Origin of the sequence: Kitasatospora sp. NPDC058032 (genome assembly GCF_042885845.1) — a bacterium.
Taxonomy (GTDB): domain Bacteria; phylum Actinomycetota; class Actinomycetes; order Streptomycetales; family Streptomycetaceae; genus Kitasatospora.
Window position 1 is genome coordinate 45,388 of record NZ_JBHVRK010000027.1, and the last position, 17,904, is coordinate 63,291.

11 protein-coding genes are annotated in these 17,904 nt (G+C 74.8%); 2 read left to right on the forward strand and 9 right to left on the reverse strand.

The features are described from left to right. Window positions 1-162: 162 nt before the first annotated feature. A complete protein-coding gene (locus ACFVUH_RS31160; protein WP_355369631.1) occupies window positions 163-999 on the forward strand; it encodes an SAM-dependent methyltransferase in 837 nt (278 codons plus the stop codon). Between the two features lie 179 nt (window positions 1,000-1,178). On the opposite strand, the gene ftsH is transcribed toward ACFVUH_RS31160, so the two are convergent. From ftsH to ACFVUH_RS31195, 7 genes are all read right to left on the reverse strand, one after another. Then, window positions 1,179-3,098, reverse strand: a complete 1,920-nt coding sequence (ftsH, locus tag ACFVUH_RS31165) for an ATP-dependent zinc metalloprotease FtsH (protein WP_355369633.1) — start codon at window positions 3,096-3,098, stop codon at window positions 1,179-1,181. 67 nt (window positions 3,099-3,165) lie between these two features. Next, window positions 3,166-3,705: a GNAT family protein gene (locus ACFVUH_RS31170; protein ID WP_355369635.1), complete on the reverse strand. Its 540-nt coding sequence runs from the start codon at window positions 3,703-3,705 to the stop codon at window positions 3,166-3,168. 127 nt (window positions 3,706-3,832) lie between these two features. Further along, the gene (gene ffh, locus ACFVUH_RS31175) at window positions 3,833-5,398 is read right to left on the reverse strand and encodes a signal recognition particle protein (RefSeq protein WP_355369721.1); all 1,566 of its coding nucleotides are present in this window, start codon (window positions 5,396-5,398) and stop codon (window positions 3,833-3,835) included. A 156-nt stretch (window positions 5,399-5,554) separates the two neighbouring features. Then, on the reverse strand, window positions 5,555-8,095 hold the full coding sequence (locus tag ACFVUH_RS31180; protein WP_387916713.1) for a [protein-PII] uridylyltransferase: 2,541 nt from the start codon (window positions 8,093-8,095) through the stop codon (window positions 5,555-5,557). Between the two features lie 12 nt (window positions 8,096-8,107). Beyond that, window positions 8,108-8,446 (reverse strand): P-II family nitrogen regulator, encoded by a 339-nt coding sequence (locus ACFVUH_RS31185; protein WP_355369639.1) that lies wholly within the window; start codon window positions 8,444-8,446, stop codon window positions 8,108-8,110. Continuing rightward, window positions 8,443-9,810: an ammonium transporter gene (locus ACFVUH_RS31190; RefSeq protein ID WP_387916715.1), complete on the reverse strand. Its 1,368-nt coding sequence runs from the start codon at window positions 9,808-9,810 to the stop codon at window positions 8,443-8,445. The genes ACFVUH_RS31185 and ACFVUH_RS31190 overlap by 4 nt, the downstream gene beginning before the upstream one ends. A gap of 224 nt (window positions 9,811-10,034) precedes the next feature. After that, window positions 10,035-11,489, reverse strand: coding sequence for a hypothetical protein (locus ACFVUH_RS31195; protein ID WP_355369643.1), 1,455 nt, complete (start codon window positions 11,487-11,489; stop codon window positions 10,035-10,037). Between the two features lie 577 nt (window positions 11,490-12,066). On the opposite strand from ACFVUH_RS31195, the gene ACFVUH_RS31200 reads away from it, so the two are divergent. Then, window positions 12,067-12,747 carry a bifunctional DNA primase/polymerase gene (locus ACFVUH_RS31200; RefSeq protein WP_355369645.1) on the forward strand — a complete coding sequence of 227 codons (681 nt, stop codon included), beginning with the start codon at window positions 12,067-12,069 and terminating at the stop codon, window positions 12,745-12,747. A gap of 94 nt (window positions 12,748-12,841) precedes the next feature. Here the strand turns inward: ACFVUH_RS31200 and ftsY are convergent, their stop codons facing one another. Next, a complete protein-coding gene (gene ftsY / locus ACFVUH_RS31205; RefSeq protein WP_387916717.1) occupies window positions 12,842-14,071 on the reverse strand; it encodes a signal recognition particle-docking protein FtsY in 1,230 nt (409 codons plus the stop codon). A 99-nt stretch (window positions 14,072-14,170) separates the two neighbouring features. Further along, on the reverse strand, window positions 14,171-17,737 hold the full coding sequence (smc, locus tag ACFVUH_RS31210) for a chromosome segregation protein SMC (RefSeq protein ID WP_387916719.1): 3,567 nt from the start codon (window positions 17,735-17,737) through the stop codon (window positions 14,171-14,173). Window positions 17,738-17,904 lie beyond the last annotated feature (167 nt).

Below are 17,904 nucleotides of genomic sequence, written 5' to 3' on the forward strand. Positions count from 1 at the left end.
ATCCGTTTCGGGCAACGGGACGCCCGGGGCGCACGCCCCCGACCCGCGCGCACCACCCCGCACCCCTCTGGACGCCGTGCCCGAGCCGCTGTTCGCTGGAGTGGGGGCGGGACGTCGAGGGGGGCCGGAGCAGCACACCGAAGGACCGGATGGGAGGCCGCGATGGCTTCAGCGCGGGTGACCGGCACGACCGCAGCACCCCCCGGCGCAGGGCGGCCCGCCGCCCGGGCCCGGGACTGGGCGGAGATCCAGGAGCGGATGCTGGTTCCGCTCTACGAGGCCGTCCACGACCGCCTGGAGGTCGGTCCGGCGACGAGCCTGCTGGGCCTGGGCTGCCGCTCCGGCCTCGCCCTGCTGCTGGCCGCCGGCCGGGGCGCGCAGGTGGCCGGACTGGAGGCCGACGACGAGCTGCGCGGGCTGGCCCGGAAGCGCCGCCTGCGGGTCGACCCGGACGGCCGGACGGCGGCGGACGGCCGGCCCGGGACGGACGGCCGAACGGAGGCGGACGTCGCCCGCTCGGCCTATTCGCTGGTGACCGTTTTCGAGCAGCCCCCGCCGGGCACCGAACCACGCCGGACGGTGGCCGGGGCGGCCCGGCTGGTCCTGCCCGGCGGGCACGTGGTGCTGGCCGCCTGGGGGCCTCGGGAGCGCTGCGAGAGCGCGGCCGTACTGGACGTGGCCCGGCGGATGGCCCGGCGCAGCGGCGCGCCCGACCCGTTCGAGCTGAGCCCGCCCGGCGCGCTGGAGGACCTGCTCGCCGGGACCGGTCTGCGCCCGGCCGGCGGCGGCCGGGTCGGCTGCCCGTTCGCCTACGCGGATCCGGAGAGCGCGCTGCGCGGGCTGCTCTCCACCGGGCTCTACGACGCGGCGGCGGAGTTCTCCGGGCCGGCGCTGGTCGCCAAGGAGCTGGAGGAGGCGCTGCAGCCGTACCTGCGGCCGGACGGCACCGTGCGGATGACGAACGTCTTCCGCTACCTGATCGCCGAACGGCCCCGCTGAGCCTCGGGGAACGACCGGTTCGGGCCGCAGCACGGAACGCCGGAGGGGCGCGCGCCACCACGGCACGCGCCCCTCGTCGCAGACCCTCGTCGCCGGCCCTCGTCGGGGCCCGTCGTCGCGGACCCCCACCCCGTACCGCGAGCCCCCACCGCGAGCCCGCACCGCGAGCCCGCCGGCCCTCAGGCCTGGTCGAGCGCCTTCCGGGGCACCCCCGCCGCCCGGTAGGCCTCCTCCTCGTCCAGCGTCTCCGCCTCCAGCAGCGCCGCCGCCAGCGCGTCCAGCCGGGGCCGCTGCTCGGTCAGCAGCCGCACCGCCTCCTCGTAGCACTCCGCGACGATCCGCCGGGCCTCCTCGTCCACCGCGTCCAGCGTGGTCGGTGCCGCGGAGAGCCCGTACGCGCCCTGCGGGTCGGACGGGACGGCGGTGAGCCGGCCGACCCGCTCGCTCATGCCCCACCGCCCGGCCATGCCGCGGGCGATGTTGGTGACCTGCTCCAGGTCGCTCTCCGCTCCGGTGGTGATGACCCCGTAGACCACCTGCTCGGCGGCCATCCCGCCGAGCGCGCCGATGATCCGGCCGCGCAGGTAGGGCTCGGTGTAGGAGTACCGGTCGGCCTCCGGGGTGGAGAGGGTGACGCCGAGGGCACGGCCGCGCGGCACGATGGTGATCTTGCGGACCGGGTCGGCACCCGGCTGGAGCATGCCGAGCAGGGCGTGGCCGCTCTCGTGGTACGCGGTCCGCTCCCGTTCGGCCTGCGGCATCACCAGCGGCCGGACGGCGCCGAGCTGGACCTTCTCCAGCGCGTCGGAGAGGTCCCGGTCGTTGACCGCGTCCTGGCGGCGCTTGACCGCGAGCAGGGCGGCCTCGTTGACCAGGTTGGCCAGTTCGGCGCCGGTCATCCCGGGGGTGACCTTGGCGAGCCGGGTCAGGTCGGCGTCGCCGGCCAGCGGGACGTCCCGGGAGTGGATGCGCAGGATGGCCGCGCGGCCGTCGCGGTCCGGAGGGCTGACGGTGATCCGCCGGTCGAACCGGCCGGGGCGCAGCAGCGCCGGGTCGAGCACGTCGGCCCGGTTGGTGGCGGCGATGACGATGACGCCCTCGGAGCCGGTGAAGCCGTCCATCTCGGTGAGGATCTGGTTGAGCGTCTGCTCGCGCTCGTCGTGGCCGCCCATGCCGCCGCCGCTGCCGCGCTGGCGGCCGATGGTGTCGATCTCGTCGATGAAGATGATCGCCGGGGCGACCTTGCGGGCCTCGGCGAACAGTTCGCGCACCCGGCTGGCGCCGACGCCGACGATCATCTCGATGAACTCGGAGGCGGAGGCGGAGAAGAACGGCACGTCCGCCTCGCCGGCGACGGCCCGGGCCAGCAGGGTCTTGCCGGTGCCGGGCGGGCCGCTGAGCAGCACGCCGCGCGGCATCTTGGCGCCGAGCCGGCGGTAGTGCTGCGGGTTCTTCAGGAAGTCGACCACCTCGGTGAGCTCGGCCTCGACCTCGTCGATGCCGGCCACGTCGGCGAAGGTGGTGCGCCGGCCGGACTCGGCGGTGACCGGCTTGGGCGGGGCCTTGCGGCCGAGTGCCCCGGCGCCGAGCCCGCCGGCCATCCGCCGGGCGAGCAGTACCCAGATCAGGATCAGCAGCAGCATCGGGGCCAGTGAGATGAGCAGGTTGGCGAGGAAGCTGCGCTGCTGGACGACCGGCTCGGCGGTGACCTCGACGCCCTGCTGCTGGAGGGTGGTCCAGAGGTTGTCCCCGGCGAAGACCGGCCGCTGGGTGCGGAAGTCGGTGTAGGTCCCCTTGTCGCCGTCCGGCTTCGGCTCGGCGTTCTTGAGGGTGCCCTCGATCGCGTCGCCCTTGGAGTAGATCTTGGTGATGTTGCCCTTGTTCAGCTGGTTGTTGAACTCGGTGTAGGAGATCGTGGTGGCGCCGCCGGGGCCGAAGAAGGACAGCAGCACGTCGCTGATCAGGAACACCACGAGGGCGGTGAGGACGAGGCCCAGCCAGCCGCCGGGCATCTTGCGCCGCGGGGGCGGCGGGGGTGGGGCACCCTCGGATCGCCACGGCTGGTCGGGGGTCTGGCGCGGTGGCACGGGATCAGTCACTCATCGGACAATACGGACATCCGCTCGGCTCCTCCAACCGCAACGCCGCGCCCCGCGCCGCGCCCGGTCAGCCCTGCCCCTCCGCACCGGCCGACCCCGGCCACTCCTCGGCGGTCAGCGCGAACCGCTCGTGGTCCCGCCACGCCCCCTGGAGGAACAGCATCCGCGGGGTGAACCCCTCGTGCCGGAAGCCCAGCCGCTTGGCCAGCGCGATCGAGCGGTCGTTGTCCGGCTGGACGTTGATCTCCAGCCGGTGCAGGCCGAGCCCGCCCTCCGACTGCGCGGCGAAGCAGCGGTCCAGCACCAGCCGCAGGCCCTCGGTCATCCGCCCGGTGCCGGCGAACGGCAGGAACGAGTCGTAGCCGAGCGCGCCGTTGCAGAACCGGCCCATCACGATGTTGGCCACGTTGACCTTGCCGACCAGCCCGTCCGTCTCCCCGTCGACCACCAGGAAGGTCCGCAGGCCCGGCCCCTGGCGCTCCATCAGGTCCGGCAGGGCGTCCGGCTCCACCGGGTTCCACCGGCCGATGTGCTCGGCGGACCGTCGGACCGCCTCGGCGTACGCCACCTCGTCCCCGGCCCGCGGGGCCCTGATCGTCACTCGCATCGGACCATCATCTCGGATGACCATCGGGCATGCGAACGGCCCGCCGTCCGGTCGCAACCGGTCGGCGGGCCGTTCATCGCACGTCCCAGGAACCCTTGGGCCCCGGGGAGATCCGAGGAGGGAGGACCTACAGCAGGTCCTTGAACTCCTTCGGCAGCTCGAAGTCGGCCGGACCCTTGCCCGCGCCGAGGCCGAACGCGCCGCCCTCGGCGGGCGCCTGGCCGCCGCCGGCACCGAGCGCGCGGCGCTCGGCGGCCGCGGCCTCCTCCTGCGCCCGCTTCAGCGGGTTGCCGCTCTTGCGCTTGCCCTTGGCGACCGGGGCCTTCTTGGCGGACTTCTTGCCGCCGCCGCCCATGCCCGGGATGCCCGGCATACCGGGGACGCCCTTGCCGGAGGCCATCGCCGACATCATCTTGCGGGCCTCGAAGAACCGCTCGACCAGGTTCTTCACCTCGCCGACCTGGACGCCCGAGCCCTTGGCGATGCGGGCCCGGCGGGAGCCGTTGATCAGCTCCGGCTCGGCACGCTCGGTCGGGGTCATCGACTTGATGATCGCGCCGACGCGGTTGACGTCCTTGTCGTCGATGTTGTTGATCTGCTCGCGGATCTGGCCCATCCCCGGCAGCATGCCCAGCAGCTTGGAGATCGAGCCCATCTTCTGGACCTGCTCCAGCTGGGACAGGAAGTCGTCCAGCGTGAACTGCTTCGGACCGCCGCGCAGCTTGGCGGCGATCTTCTCGGCCTCGGCCTGCGAGAAGGTCTGCTCGGCCTTCTCGATCAGCGAGAGGACGTCACCCATGCCCAGGATGCGCGAGGCCATCCGGTCCGGGTGGAAGGCGTCGAAGTCGTCGACCTTCTCGCCGTTGGAGGCGAACATGATCTGCCGGCCGGTGACGTGCGCGACCGAGAGCGCGGCACCGCCGCGGGCGTCGCCGTCGAGCTTGGAGAGCACCACACCGGTGAAGTCGACGCCCTCGAGGAAGGCCTGCGCGGTGGTGACCGCGTCCTGGCCGATCATCGCGTCGACGACGAACAGGACCTCGTCCGGGTTGACGGCGGCCCGGATGTCGGCGGCCTGCTGCATCAGCTCGGCGTCGATGCCGAGGCGGCCGGCGGTGTCGACGATGACGACGTCGTGCTGCTTCTGCTTGGCGTACTCGATCGAGTCCCGGGCCACCTGGACCGGGTCGCCGACGCCGTTGCCCGGCTGGGGGCCGTAGAACGCCACACCGGCGCGGTCGGCGACGACCTGCAGCTGGTTGACGGCGTTGGGGCGCTGGAGGTCGCAGGCGACCAGCAGCGGGGTGTGCTTCTGCGTCTTCAGCCAGTGGCCGAGCTTGCCGGCGAGGGTGGTCTTACCCGCACCCTGCAGACCGGCGAGCATGATCACCGTCGGGCCGTTCTTGGCGAACCGCACCCGGCGGGTCTCGCCACCGAGGATGGCGATGAGCTCCTCGTTGACGATCTTGATGATCTGCTGCGCCGGGTTCAGCGCGCCGGAGACCTCGACGCCGAGCGCGCGCTCCTTGACCTGCTTGATGAAGGCCCGGACGACCGGCAGCGCGACGTCCGCCTCCAGCAGCGCGATGCGGATCTCGCGGGCGGTGGCGTCGATGTCCGCCTCGCTCAGGCGGCCCTTGCCCCGAAGGTTCTTGAACGTCGCTGCGAGGCGATCGGAAAGGGTGTCGAACACGTCGTCGCGGGTCCTCTGCGGCATCGGTCTGAGTACGGTCGTCGCTCCCAAGGGTATCCGGCCGCCCCGGGGACGGTCTCCACCCGGGTTCGACCGAACCTTCGCCGGGCCTCCCCGGGGCCTCGGCCTGGTCCCGGGGCAGGCCTCCGCCGGGCCTCAGCCCAGCGCCGCCCGGACCGCCGCCGCCACCTCCCCGGCCCGCCGGGCATCGAGCGGACGGCCCGCCGCATCGGTCAGGTAGAAGGCGTCCACGGCCTCCGCGCCGAGCGTCGAGACGTGCGCGGTCCGCACCCGCACCCCGGCTCCGTCCAGCGCCCGGCCGATCCGGTGCAGCAGCCCCGGGGCGTCGTGCGCGCGCACCTCCAGCACCGTCGCGCTCGCCGAGGCCGCCGGCGGCGCCACCGCGACCACCGGCGGCGGAACGGGGACGCCGCGCCGGCGCGGGGCCGCCGCGTCCCGCTCGGCCAGCCGGCGGGCGACGTCCAGCGAGCCGTCCAGCGCTCGGCGCAGGTCCGTCCGGAGCCTGGCCGCCTCGGGCAGCTCGCCGAACTGCGCGGTCACCGTCCAGGAGAGCAGCAGGACCGGCCCGGCGCCGATCGGGTCCAGCTCGCGCAGCCCCGCCGAGCGGACCGCCAGCCGGTGCAGGGCCAGCACTCCGGCGACGGTGCCCAGCAGGCCCGGCCGGTCCGGGACGGCCAGCAGCAGCCGCACGCCCATCGGCCCGGTGCCGTCGCCGTCGACGCCCGCAGACGCCTCGGCGAGCGACCCGGCCCGCATCGGCGCGGCCGGCAACGACGAGGCCGACAGCGACAGCGCCGGCCCGCCGGTGCGGGCAGCCTCCACCGCCAGCCGCTCCTGCTCGGCGGTCGGCTCGGCCTCGACGGGGCCCGGCCGCCCGCCGTGCTCCCCGGCCAGCCGGGCAGCGGCCCGGGCGGTCAGACCGTCCACCAGCGCGGCCCGCCAGGCACTCCACGCGGCCGGGCCGGTGGCCAGCGCGTCCGCCTCGGTCAGCGCCCGCAGCAGCTCCAGCCGCGGCACCGAGCCGACCGCCTTGGTGACGGCCTCCACGGTCGCCGGATCGTCCGGGTCCCGCCGGGTCGCGGTGTCCACCAGGGTCAGGTGGTGGCGGACCAGCACCGCCAGGGTCTCCACCGACTCCGGGTCGAAGCCCATCCGGGCGGCCAGGGCGCGGACGAGCACCTCGCCCGCCTCACTGTGGTCGCCCGGTCCGCCCTTGCCGAGATCGTGCAGCAGCGCGGCGACCAGCAGCAGGTCCGGCCGGGCCACCCGGCGGGTCATCGCGGCGGCCCGCACCGCGGTCTCCACCAGGTGCCGGTCCACCGTCCAGCGGTGCACCGCGTTGCGCTGCGGCCGGCAGCGCACCCGCTCCCAGTCCGGCAGCAGCCGGGTGACCAGCCCGCGCGCCTCCAGCGCCTCCCAGACCGGCAGGCAGGCCTCCCCCGCCCCCAGCAGGGTGACCAGTTGCTCGCGCGCCTCGGCCGGCCAGGGCACCGGCAGCGGACGGCACTCCGCCGCCAGCCGACGCACCGTCGCGTGGGAGAGGGGCAGGCCGGCCTGCGCGGCGGCGGCCGCGGCGCGCAGCGGCAGCACCGGGTCCGTGGCCGGGCGGGCGCCGCGGGCGAGCACCGCCTCGCCGTCCTGCTCGACCACGCCCTCGGCGAGCGGCCGGCGCTCCACCGCGCCCCGGACCACCGCGCCCCGTCCGGACCCGCCGAACGCACCGCCGAACGCACCGCCGACCGGGCCGGTGAACGGAAAGCGCCGTTGCGGACGGCGGCCCCGGCCCGAGCGGGCGGCGAGCACCCGCTCCACCGACCGCCAGGCGACGTCGGAGGCGTACCCGACGGTCCGCGCCGCCTCGTAGACCCCGCGCAGCAGGGCGTCCGCGTCCGGCACGCCCAGCCGCTCGGCGATCCGGTCCTGCTCCTGCAGGGCGAGCCGCTCGGTGGCCCGGCCGGTCACCAGGTGCAGGGCGTCGCGGACGTCCGCCAGCCGGAGCGCGGCGGCCTCCAGCCCCTCCCGGGGTGCGTCGGCCAGCCAGCTCGCGGCGATCGCGCGGAGCGCGACGACGTCCCGCAGGCCGCCGCGGGCCTCCTTCAGATCGGGCTCCAGCAGGAAGGACAGCTCGCCGTGCCGCTCGGCCCGCTCCCGGCCCAGCTCGCGCAGCTCCGGCAGCCGCCGAGGAGCGGCCGCCCGCCAGTCGGCGAGGACGGCGGAGCGCAGCGCGGCGGTGAGCGCCGGGTCGCCGGCCACGTGCCGGGCGTCCAGCAGGCCGAGCTGCGCCTTCAGGTCGGCGGCGGCCACCGCCCGGGCCTCGGCCGGGGTGCGGACCGCGTGGTCGAGCTGGACGCCGGAGTCCCACACCGGGTACCAGAGGCGCTCGGGCAGGGCGCGGTCCAGCCGGCCCTCGTGCAGCAGCAGGACGTCGAGGTCGCTGCGCGGGGAGAGTTCGCCGCGCCCGTAGCCGCCGACCGCGACCAGGGCGGTCCGGGCGGGCGCGCCGGCCCCGGCGAACAGGGCGGCCAGCCAGTCGTCGGTGAGCGCGGACAGCGCGGTGCGCCGCTCCCGGCCGCCGGGGCCGGGAGCCGCGAGCAGCCGGGCCCGCGCGGCGGCGGGCCCGGCAGGACCGTCGGAACCGGTGGAACCGGGCCCGGGGGCGTCGGGGGCGGTGGCCATCCGGTCGGGCCCTCAGAGGGCGTCGGGGCCGCGCTCGCCGGTGCGGACCCGGACGGCGGTGTCGACCGGGATCGCCCACACCTTGCCGTCGCCGATCTTGCCGGTCCGGGCCGCGTTGACCAGGACCTCGATCAGCGGCTCGGCGTCCTCGTCCTCGACCAGCACCTCGACCCTGACCTTGGGAACCAGGTCCACGGTGTACTCCGCGCCCCGGTAGACCTCGGTGTGGCCGCGCTGCCGGCCGTAGCCGCTGGCCTCGGAGACGGTCAGGCCGTGCACGCCGAAGGCCTGCAGGGCGGCCTTCACCTCGTCCAGGCGGTAGGGCTTGATGACGGCGGTGATGAGCTTCATCGGGCGTCCACCTCGGTCTTCTCGGTGCCGTGCGCCGACGCCGGCGCGGGTGCGGGTGCGGAGGCCGCGGCGACCAGGGCCGCCGCCGGGGCGGCCGTCCGGCCGAGGGCCGAGCCCAGCGCGCTGAAGTCGTAGGCGGACTCGGCGTGCTCGGCCTGGTCGATGCCGGCCAGCTCGACCTCCTCGGCGACCCGGAACCCGATCACCCGGTCGACCGCCTTGGCCAGCAGCCAGGAGAGCACGAAGGAGTAGACGGCGACCACCGCCACGCCCATCGCCTGCTTGCCCAGCTGCCCGAACCCGCCGCCGTAGAACAGCCCCTTGGCGCTCTGGCCGACCGTCCCGGTGGCGAACAGGCCGACCAGCAGCGAGCCGATCGCCCCGCCGACGGCGTGCACACCGACCACGTCGAGCGAGTCGTCGAAGCCCCACCGGTACTTGAGGCCGATCGCGGCCGCGCAGACAGCGCCGGCGACCAGACCGATCGCCACCGCGCCGAGCGGGGAGACCGAGCCGCAGGCCGGGGTGACGGCCACCAGCCCGGCCACCGCGCCGGAGGCGGCGCCCAGCGTGGTGCACGCGCCGTGCCGCAGCCGCTCGTGGACCAGCCAGCCGACCAGCCCGGCGCCGGCGGCGACCTGGGTGTTGAGCAGGGCCGTCGCCGCGACGCCGTTGGCGGCCAGCGCCGAGCCGGCGTTGAAGCCGAACCAGCCGAACCAGAGCAGCCCGGAGCCGAGCATCACCAGCGGCAGCGAGTGCGGGCGCATCGGGTCCTTGCGGAAGCCGATGCGCCTGCCGAGCACCAGGCACAGCGCCAGGCCCGCGACCCCGGCGTTGATGTGGACGGCCGTCCCGCCGGCGAAGTCGATCACGCCGTTGCGGTCGCCGAGCCAGCCGCCGTGGCCGCCGTCGAAGAAGAACACCCAGTGGGCGACCGGGAAGTAGACCACGGTCACCCAGAGCGCCACGAACAGGCCCCAGGCCGTGAATCTCGCGCGGTCCGCGACCGCCCCGCTGATCAGCGCCGGGGTGATGACCGCGAACATCAGCTGGAAGGCGGAGAAGGCGGTCACCGGGATCGTCCCGGTGAGGTCGGCGAGCCCGACGCCGTGCATCCCCAGGAAGTCCAGGTTGCCGATCAGGCCGGCGCCCGCGTCGGGTCCGAAGGCGAGCGAGTAGCCGTAGAGGACCCACAGCACGCTGACGATGCCCAGCGACAGGAAGCTCATCGCCAGCATGTTCAGCGTGCTCTTGGCCCGGACCATCCCCCCGTAGAAGAAGGCCAGCCCCGGGGTCATCACCATGACCAGGGCCGCACTGACGAGTACGAAGGCGGTGTCGCCCGCGCTGAAGGCGTCCGGCATCGGCGTCTCCTCCTGACTGGAAGGCCGATCCGCGCCCGGGTCGCTGTTCCGTGCGCCCGGGGTGTCGGCGTTGTCCAGGAGCGTGCCGAAGGCCGGTTTCAACCGATGCGACCGGGTGTTTCACCACCGTGACGGGGGCGACCGCGGGGTTACACCCACGTGAACGCAACACCGACCGTGCCGTCGGCGGCCGGCACGGTCGGTGGGGGTGTCGCGGTGGCGGCTCAGACCACCGAGACGTACTCGGGGATGTCCTGGACCACCCGCTCCTTGAGCCGGCTGACCGCGTCCACGCCCTTGAACCGGGAGGCGGCGGCCTCGGTGGTCTTGCGGACCCGCGAGTTGAGCCGCTCGGAGCGGACCTTGGTGGCGATGTCCACCGCCTGCTCGGCGAAGACCGCCGCCTCCTCCGGCTCGTTCTGCAGCAGGTGCACGCTGGCCATGCCGACCAGGTTGAAGGCGTAGGAGCGGACGTGGTCGCCGTCCTGCCGGAACAGGTCGACCGCGCGCTCCATCACCGGCGCCGACATCGAGGCGTACAGCTCGGAGTTGTCCGAGTGGTAGGCGAGGTCGCGGAAGGAGTGCGCGTTCTCCGCGTTCAGCTCGGCCGGTGAGAAGAACTTCAGCCAGTCCGGGTCGGCGTCGCCCTCGCGGATGTCGGTGAAGGTGTCCTCGGCCAGCCGGATCGCCCGGGCGCACCGGTTCACCTCGCCGATCGTGGCGTACGCGCGTGCCTCCATCGCGTACAGCAGGGACTGCTGGCGCGGGGTGGCGGTGTCCCGGCTGCCGTACTGGGCGAGGTGGATCAGCTCCAGCGCGTCCTCGCCGCGGTTGAGGTGGATCATCTGCCGGCTCATGTCGGTGAGGATCAGCGCGCCGAACGGGCGGTCGCCGGCCTCCTTGGCGGCGTGCAGCGCCAGCACGTAGTACTTCTGCGCGCTGGGGTGCATGCCGACGTCGTAGGACATCCAGCCGGCCAGGTGGGCCAGCTCGGCGGTGAGCCGGAACAGCCGCTTGGTGGTCTGCTCCGGGTAGGTCTCCTGGAGCAGGTCGGTGACCTCGTGGAGCTGGCCGACCACGGCCTTGCGGCGCAGCCCGCCGCCGTTCTGCGCGTCCCACTGCCGGAACATGACGGTGGTCTGCTCCAGCAGTTCCAGCTCGGGCTCGGAGAGCCGGCCGGTGAACGGCTCCCCGCCGTTGGCCGCGGTCAGGATCGGGGTGGGCGCGCCGGTCGGGCCGGGCGCCAGCCAGCGCTGCATCGGCTCGATCAGCGCGGCACCGGCGGTCAGGGCGAGCGAGGTGCCCAGGAAGCCGCGCCGGTTGAGCATGAGGTCGCTGCGCGAGTAGTCGCTGATCAGCTGGACGGTCTGCGGCGCGCTCCACGGCAGGTCGACGCCGCCGCCGACGGTGGAGACCGGCACGGCGGCGCGCAGGCCGAGGTCCTCGATGGAGACCACCGAGCCGAACCGCTCGGAGAACAGCTCGGACATGATCTTCGGAATGGGCTCGCGCGGCTGTTCGCCGTCGAGCCATCGCCGCACCCGCGAGGTGTCCGTGGAGACGTGGTGGGCCCCGATCTGCCGGGCCCGACGGTTGACCTGACGGGCCAACTCTCCCTTGGACCAGCCGCTGCGGGCGAACCACGTGGTCAGCTTCTCGTTGGGTTGCTTCTCTGCCATGGGTCCGTCCCCATCCCGCCCGGGCCCCCGGGGCCCCGATCGTGACCGCCCGACGGTTGCGGGCTCTTGCCAGACGTGTCGTACCGGACTGCGGCGCTTCCGCCGCAGACGGACCGTCAGCTCCCCAACTCCCGGCCCGCCATGGCCGGAAGCGGACACCCCGACGAGGTCCGTGTGCTGAACGTAACGCCCCGCGCACCGCCCCGGGGAGCGGCCCTGGCGAAACGCCACCTTTCGCCACCCCCAGGAGTGAACCGAACCGTGTCGGCAGACGGTTCACTAGGAAGTCCCGACGGCCCGGCATATGCAGGCCGCCAAGTCCCCGACGGCACCCGGCTTTTCAGGCGAACCGCCGCCGCCACAAGCGGATTTCGCACCCGCACCGACCGACGACCCTCCCGCGCACAGACGATCCGGCATCGGCACCGCCGACCACAAGGCGGCGCACGAGGCGCACCAGGGCAACTGGCGCACACCGCGCGCCGCACGCCGCCACCGCACCACGCACCACGCACAGGAAAAGCAACACACAGTCACCGTCCCGTAACCATAGGCAACAAGAACCGTTGGGGGAGGCATGGACAAGCTGTTCGGCGAACTTCGCCTGGGGCACCTGCGGCTGGCGCCGCTGGGCGCGCGCCGTCGCACCCGCGCCACCGCGCGGCAGGCGGCCGCGGAGTACACCGGCCGGTGGGGCTGGGCCGTCCTCGTCGGCGAGCCGGTCCGCACGGCGGGCCCGGCCGGCAGCCCGGAGCGCTGCCACTGCGGCAGGCAGCGCTGCGCCGCCCCCGGCCTGCACCCCGTCCCCGGCGCCGGACCGGCCGTCCGCCCCGGCACCGACGTCTCGGTGCTGTTCCCGACCGGCCGCGCCTTCGACGTCCTCGACGTCCCCGAGCCGGCCGGCCTGCAGGCACTGGTCCGGCTGGAACGGATGGGCACCCAGATCGGCCCGGTGCTCGCCTCGCCCACCGGACGGCTGCAGTTCCTGGTCGCGCCCGGCACCGCCCGCCGGCTGCCGGACCTGCTCTACCGGATGGGCTGGGACGACGCCGCGCTCGACCTCACCTGCCACGGCGAGGGCAGCTTCGTCGCCGCGCCGCCCACCGTGCTCGCCGGCCTCGGCCCGGTCCGGTGGCTGCGCCGCCCCACCCGCGACAACGCCGGCTGCCCGCCCGAGGCCCGTCTGCTGCTCGGCACCCTCGCCTACGCCTGCCACCGCGGCCGCGAGCGCACCCGCGAACCCGCCTGGATCGCCTGACCGTCCGACCCTCCGCTGCTCCGGTCGTCCGGAGAACGCCGAAGGGCCCGCCCCTCGCGGGAGCGGACCCTTCACCGGTGGCACCGGACGGTGCTCAGTCCCCGATCAGCGCGTCCACGAACGCGCCCGGCTCGAACGGCGCCAGGTCGTCGGCACCCTCGCCGAGCCCGATCAGCTTGACCGGCACGCCCAGCTCGCGCTGGACGGCGACCACGATGCCGCCCTTGGCGGTGCCGTCCAGCTTGGTCAGCACGATGCCGGTGATGTCGACCACCTCGGCGAAGACCCGGGCCTGGATCAGCCCGTTCTGACCGGTGGTGGCGTCCAGCACCAGCAGCACCTCGTCCACCGGGCCGTGCTTCTCCACGACCCGCTTGACCTTGCCCAGCTCGTCCATCAGGCCGGTCTTGGTGTGCAGACGCCCGGCGGTGTCCACCAGGACGGTGTCCGCGCCCTCGGCGATGCCCTCCTTGACGGCGTCGAAGGCGATCGACGCCGGGTCGCCGCCCTCCGGCCCGCGCACGGTGCGCGCACCGACCCGCTCGCCCCAGGTCTGCAGCTGGTCGGCGGCGGCGGCACGGAAGGTGTCGGCCGCGCCGAGCACCACCGTGCGGCCGTCGGCGACCAGCACCCGGGCCAGCTTGCCGGTGGTGGTGGTCTTGCCGACGCCGTTGACGCCGACGACCAGGACGACCGCGGGGCCCTCGTCGTGCCTGGTGGAGCGCACGGTGCGGTCGGCGTCCTTGCCGATCAGCTCGACGAGCTCCTCGCGCAGCAGGCCGCGCAGTTGCTCGGGGGTGCGGGTGCCGAGCACCTTGACCCGGGTGCGCAGCCGCTCGACCAGCTCCTGGGTGGGGGCCACGCCGACATCGGCGGTCAGCAGGGTCTCCTCGATCTCCTCCCAGGTGTCCTCGTCGAGGTGCTCGCGGGAGAGCAGCGAGAGCAGGCCCTTGCCGAGCGAGTTCTGCGAACGGGAGAGCCGCGAGCGCAGCCGGACCAGACGGCCGGCGGTGGGCTCGGGGACCTCGATGGCCGGGGCTTCCTCGGCCGCCTCGACGACGGCTTCGGCCTCGGCGACGGGTTCGGCCTCGGCGCGGGCCTCGGCCTCGGGGAGCTGGACCTCCTCGACGGTGCGGCGCGGTTCCTCGGTCGGCGGCGCGGCCTCCTCGCCGACGGCGGGCTCGCGCGGGGTCGGGGGCGCCGTGATGACCGGCGCCTGCGACTTCGGGGGCAGCTGCTGGCGTCGTCTGCCGGAAACGACGAGTCCGGCGATCGCGCCGATGGCGACCACCGCGATGACTACGGCAAGAATCACGTATTCCATAACTCCCCAAGTATCCGCGACGCCGGTCCCGGCGAACCGCAGGCGGCCGGGTGGATCACCCGCCGACCGGACGGGGCCGGAAAGTGGATCACCGGCGGGTCAGGGCCGCCGCTCCTTCTGGTCCTCCCTCAGCCGCTGACTGATCACCTGCGAGATGCCGTCGCCCTTCATGGTCACCCCGTACAGGGCGTCGGCGGACTCCATGGTCAGTTTCTGGTGGGTGATCACGATCAGCTGGGAGCTCTCCCGCAGCTCCTCCATGATCGCGATCAGCCGCCGCAGGTTGGTCTCGTCCAGCGCGGCCTCGACCTCGTCCATGACGTAGAACGGGCTGGGCCGGGCCTTGAAGATCGAGACCAGCAGCGCCACGGCGGTCAGCGAGCGCTCGCCGCCGGAGAGCAGCGACAGCCGCTTGACCTTCTTGCCGGGCGGGCGGGCCTCCACCTCGACGCCGGTGGTCAGCATGGACTCCGGATCGGTGAGCACCAGCCGCCCCTCACCGCCCGGGAACAGCCGGGAGAACACCCCCTCGAACTGCGCGGCGGTGTCGTGGTAGGCGGCGGTGAACAGCTGCTCGACCCGCTGGTCGACGTCCTTGACGATGTCGAGCAGGTCGCGCCGGCTGCGCTTGAGGTCGTCCAGCTGCTCGCCGAGGAAGGTGTGCCGCTCCTCCAGGGCGGCGAACTCCTCCAGCGCCAGCGGGTTGACCTTGCCCAGCTGCTGGTACGCCCGCTCGGCCGAGCGCAGCCGCTTCTCCTGCTCGGCGCGGACGTACGGGTACGGCTCGTCCGGCTCCTGCCCCTCCTCCGGCGTGGACGGCGGGACGAGCTGGTCCGGCCCGTAGGAGGCCAGCAGTTCGGAGCCCTCGATGCCGAACTCCTCCAGCGCCCGGCCCTCCAGCTGTTCGATCCGCAGCCGCTTCTCCGCCCGCAGCACCTCGTCGCGGTGGCCGGCGTCGACCAGCTTGTCCAGCTCCTCCTTGAGCTCGCGCCCGTGCCCGCGGTGCTCCTTCAGCTCCGCCTCGCGCACCGCCCGGGCCTGTTCGACGGCGGCCCGTTCGGCGTCCGCGCGGGCCAGCGACACCTCCAGGCAGGCGAGCAGCTGCCGGGCGCCCGCGGCGACGGCGCCGGCCACGGCGGCGTCCCGCTCGGCGCGCCGGCGGCGTTCGGCGGCCCGGGCGCGCGCCTCGCGCTCGGCGCGGGCGGCCCGGTCCAGCTGGTCGGCCCGGCCGGCCAGGGCGCGGACCCGCTCCTCGTGGGTGCGCACGGCGAGCCGGGCCTCGAGTTCGGCCTGCCGGGCGGCGGTGGCGGCCGCGGCCAGCCGCTGCTGTTCGGCGGCGTCCGGCTCGTCCTCGCCGTCGGCGGCGGTCTCCTCGGCGACCGTCAGCCGCTCGGCCAGTTCCTCGGCGGTGGCGAGCAGTTGGGCCAGGCCGTCCTCGGCGCGGCCGGCGGCGGCGGTCAGCCGTTCGGCCTCGCCGGCGGCGGCCCGGGACTGTCCGCCGAGCCGGCCCAGGGTGCCCGCCACCTCGGCCCGCTCGCGTTCCAGCTTCCTCCGCCGGACGGCGAGTTGATCCAGTTCGGCGGCCGACTCCCGGCGCTGTTCGGTGAGTTCGGCCAGTCGCCCGGCCGATTCGGCGCAGCGGACGTCGAGTTCGCAGATCGCCCGGGCGGCCTCGTCCACCGCGGCCTGGGTCTCCAGCAGGCTGGGGGCGGCGCCGGAGCCGCCGTGCGCGAAGCCGGCACCGAGCCGGTCGCCCTCGGCTGTGACGGCGCTCAGCGCGGGGTGTGCGGCGACCAGCCGCAGGGCCTGGTCGAGGGTGTCCACCACCGCGACGCCCGCCAGCAGCCGGCCGACGGCGGGGCGCAGTTCGGCCGGGCCGTCGACGAGGTCGGCGGCCCAGCGGGCGCCGGGCGGCAACTCCCCCACCGGGTCGGCCGGTTCGGGGGCGCCGGCGATCAGCAGGGCGGCCCGGCCGGCGTCCTCCTTGCGCAGCAGCCGCAGCGCCTCGGCGGCGGCGTGGGGCGAGTCGACGGCCACCGCGTCGGCGGCGGCGCCGAGGGCGGCGGCGACGGCGGTCTCGTGGCCGGGGGCGGTCCGCAGCAGCGCGGCGGCCGGTCCGAGCAGCCCGGCCGTCCGGTCCCCGGCGGCGAGCAGTGCGCCGCTGCCGTCCTTGCGGCGCAGGCCGAGCGCCAGCGCCTCGTGCCGGGCGGTCAGCGCGGCCCGTTCTCGCTCGGCGGTGGCGGCGGCCTCGCGCGCGGCGGCGAGCTCCTGCTCGACCCCGGCGAGCCGTTCCCGGGCGCCGTCGTGCGCGGTGTCGGCCCGTTCGCCGTCCTCGGTGTCGGCCTCGACCCGGGCCCGCAGCTCCTCGTACTCCTGCCGGGCGGCCTCGGCGCGTTGCAGCGCCTCGTCGCGGGCCTCGGCGAGCCGGCCGATCTCGGCCTCGGCGGCGGCGGCCTTGGAACGGGCGGCGGCGGCCTGCCCCTGGAGCCGGGCCAGTCCCTCCCGGCGGTCGGCGATGGCCCGGGCGGCGTCCTTGAGCCGGCGTTCCTCGACGGCGAGGGCGCGTTCCAGCCCGGCCCGGCCCTCGACGGCCTCGTCGAGCGCCTCCTCGGCCTGCTCCAGGGCCGCGGCCAGCGCCGACTCCTCCTCCCGGACCCGCCCGGCTTCGCGCTCCAGCTCCTCCGGGTCCCGGCCGCGCCGCTCCTCGGCCTGCCCGCCGGCGGCGGCGTGCCGGGCCGCGGCCTCGGCCAGCCCGATGGTGCCGCGGGTGCGCTCGGCCAGTGCGGAGAGCCGGTACCAGGTCTGCCGGGCGGCCTCCAGGCCGGGGCCGAGCTGCTGGACCTGCGCCTCCAGCACGGCCTCGCGCCGGATCGCGTGGCCGAGCTCCTGCTCGACGGTGGAGCGGCGCAGCCGCAGGGCCAGTTCGTCGGCGATCTCCGCCTCGACGGCGGTGCGCAGCGCGAGCAGGTCGTCGGCGAGCAGTCGCAGCCGGGCGTCGCGCAGGTCGGCCTGGATGCCGGCGGCGCGCCGGGCGATCCGGGCCTGTCGGCCGAGCGGGCCGAGCTGGCGGCGCAGTTCGGCCACCAGGTCCTGGACGCGGTTGAGGTTGACCTGCATCGCGTCCAGCTTGCGCAGCGCCTTCTCCTTGCGCTTGCGGTGCTTGAGGACGCCGGCCGCCTCCTCGATGAAGGCGCGCCGGCCCATCGGGTCGGCGTGCAGGACGGAGTCGAGCTGTCCCTGGCCGACGATGACGTGCATCTCGCGGCCGATGCCGGAGTCGGAGAGCAGTTCCTGGATGTCGAGCAGGCGGCAGGTGTCGCCGTTGAGCGCGTACTCGCTGCCGCCGTTGCGGAACATCGTCCGGGTGATGGTCACCTCGGAGTACTCGATCGGCAGGGCGCCGTCGGTGTTGTCGATGGTGAGGCTGACCTCGGCGCGGCCGAGCGGGGCGCGCCCGCTGGTCCCGGCGAAGATGACGTCCTCCATCTTGCCGCCGCGCAGCGACTTGGCGCCCTGCTCGCCCATCACCCAGGAGAGCGCGTCGACGACGTTGGACTTGCCGGAGCCGTTGGGCCCGACCACGCAGGTGATGCCGGGCTCGAAGCGGAGGGTGGTCGCGGAGGCGAAGGACTTGAACCCGCGCAGCGTCAGACTCTTCAGGTGCACGCGCCGGTCTCCTCACCTCGCTCGCCAGGGGCTCCAGCGGCGACTGTATCCCCCGGCGGTGCGGCGACAGGTTCCCGGACACGGCCCCGGACACGACGAAGGGACGCCACACGGGGCGTCCCTTGCAAGCTGCGTCCCTTTCGGGGCGGCTCAGTGCACAGCGGCGT

What these genes read in the sequence shown, in the direction of transcription:
- ACFVUH_RS31190 (WP_387916715.1), bottom strand. Translation starts at nt 9,810, where the DNA reads ATGCCGGACGCCTTCAGCGCGGGCGACACCGCCTTCGTACTCGTCAGT.
- ACFVUH_RS31170 (WP_355369635.1), bottom strand. Translation starts at nt 3,705, where the DNA reads ATGCGAGTGACGATCAGGGCCCCGCGGGCCGGGGACGAGGTGGCGTAC.
- ACFVUH_RS31185 (WP_355369639.1), bottom strand. Translation starts at nt 8,446, where the DNA reads ATGAAGCTCATCACCGCCGTCATCAAGCCCTACCGCCTGGACGAGGTG.
- ACFVUH_RS31195 (WP_355369643.1), bottom strand. Translation starts at nt 11,489, where the DNA reads ATGGCAGAGAAGCAACCCAACGAGAAGCTGACCACGTGGTTCGCCCGC.
- ACFVUH_RS31180 (WP_387916713.1), bottom strand. Translation starts at nt 8,095, where the DNA reads ATGGCCACCGCCCCCGACGCCCCCGGGCCCGGTTCCACCGGTTCCGAC.
- ACFVUH_RS31200 (WP_355369645.1), top strand. Translation starts at nt 12,067, where the DNA reads ATGGACAAGCTGTTCGGCGAACTTCGCCTGGGGCACCTGCGGCTGGCG.
- ACFVUH_RS31160 (WP_355369631.1), top strand. Translation starts at nt 163, where the DNA reads ATGGCTTCAGCGCGGGTGACCGGCACGACCGCAGCACCCCCCGGCGCA.
- ftsY (WP_387916717.1), bottom strand. Translation starts at nt 14,071, where the DNA reads ATGGAATACGTGATTCTTGCCGTAGTCATCGCGGTGGTCGCCATCGGC.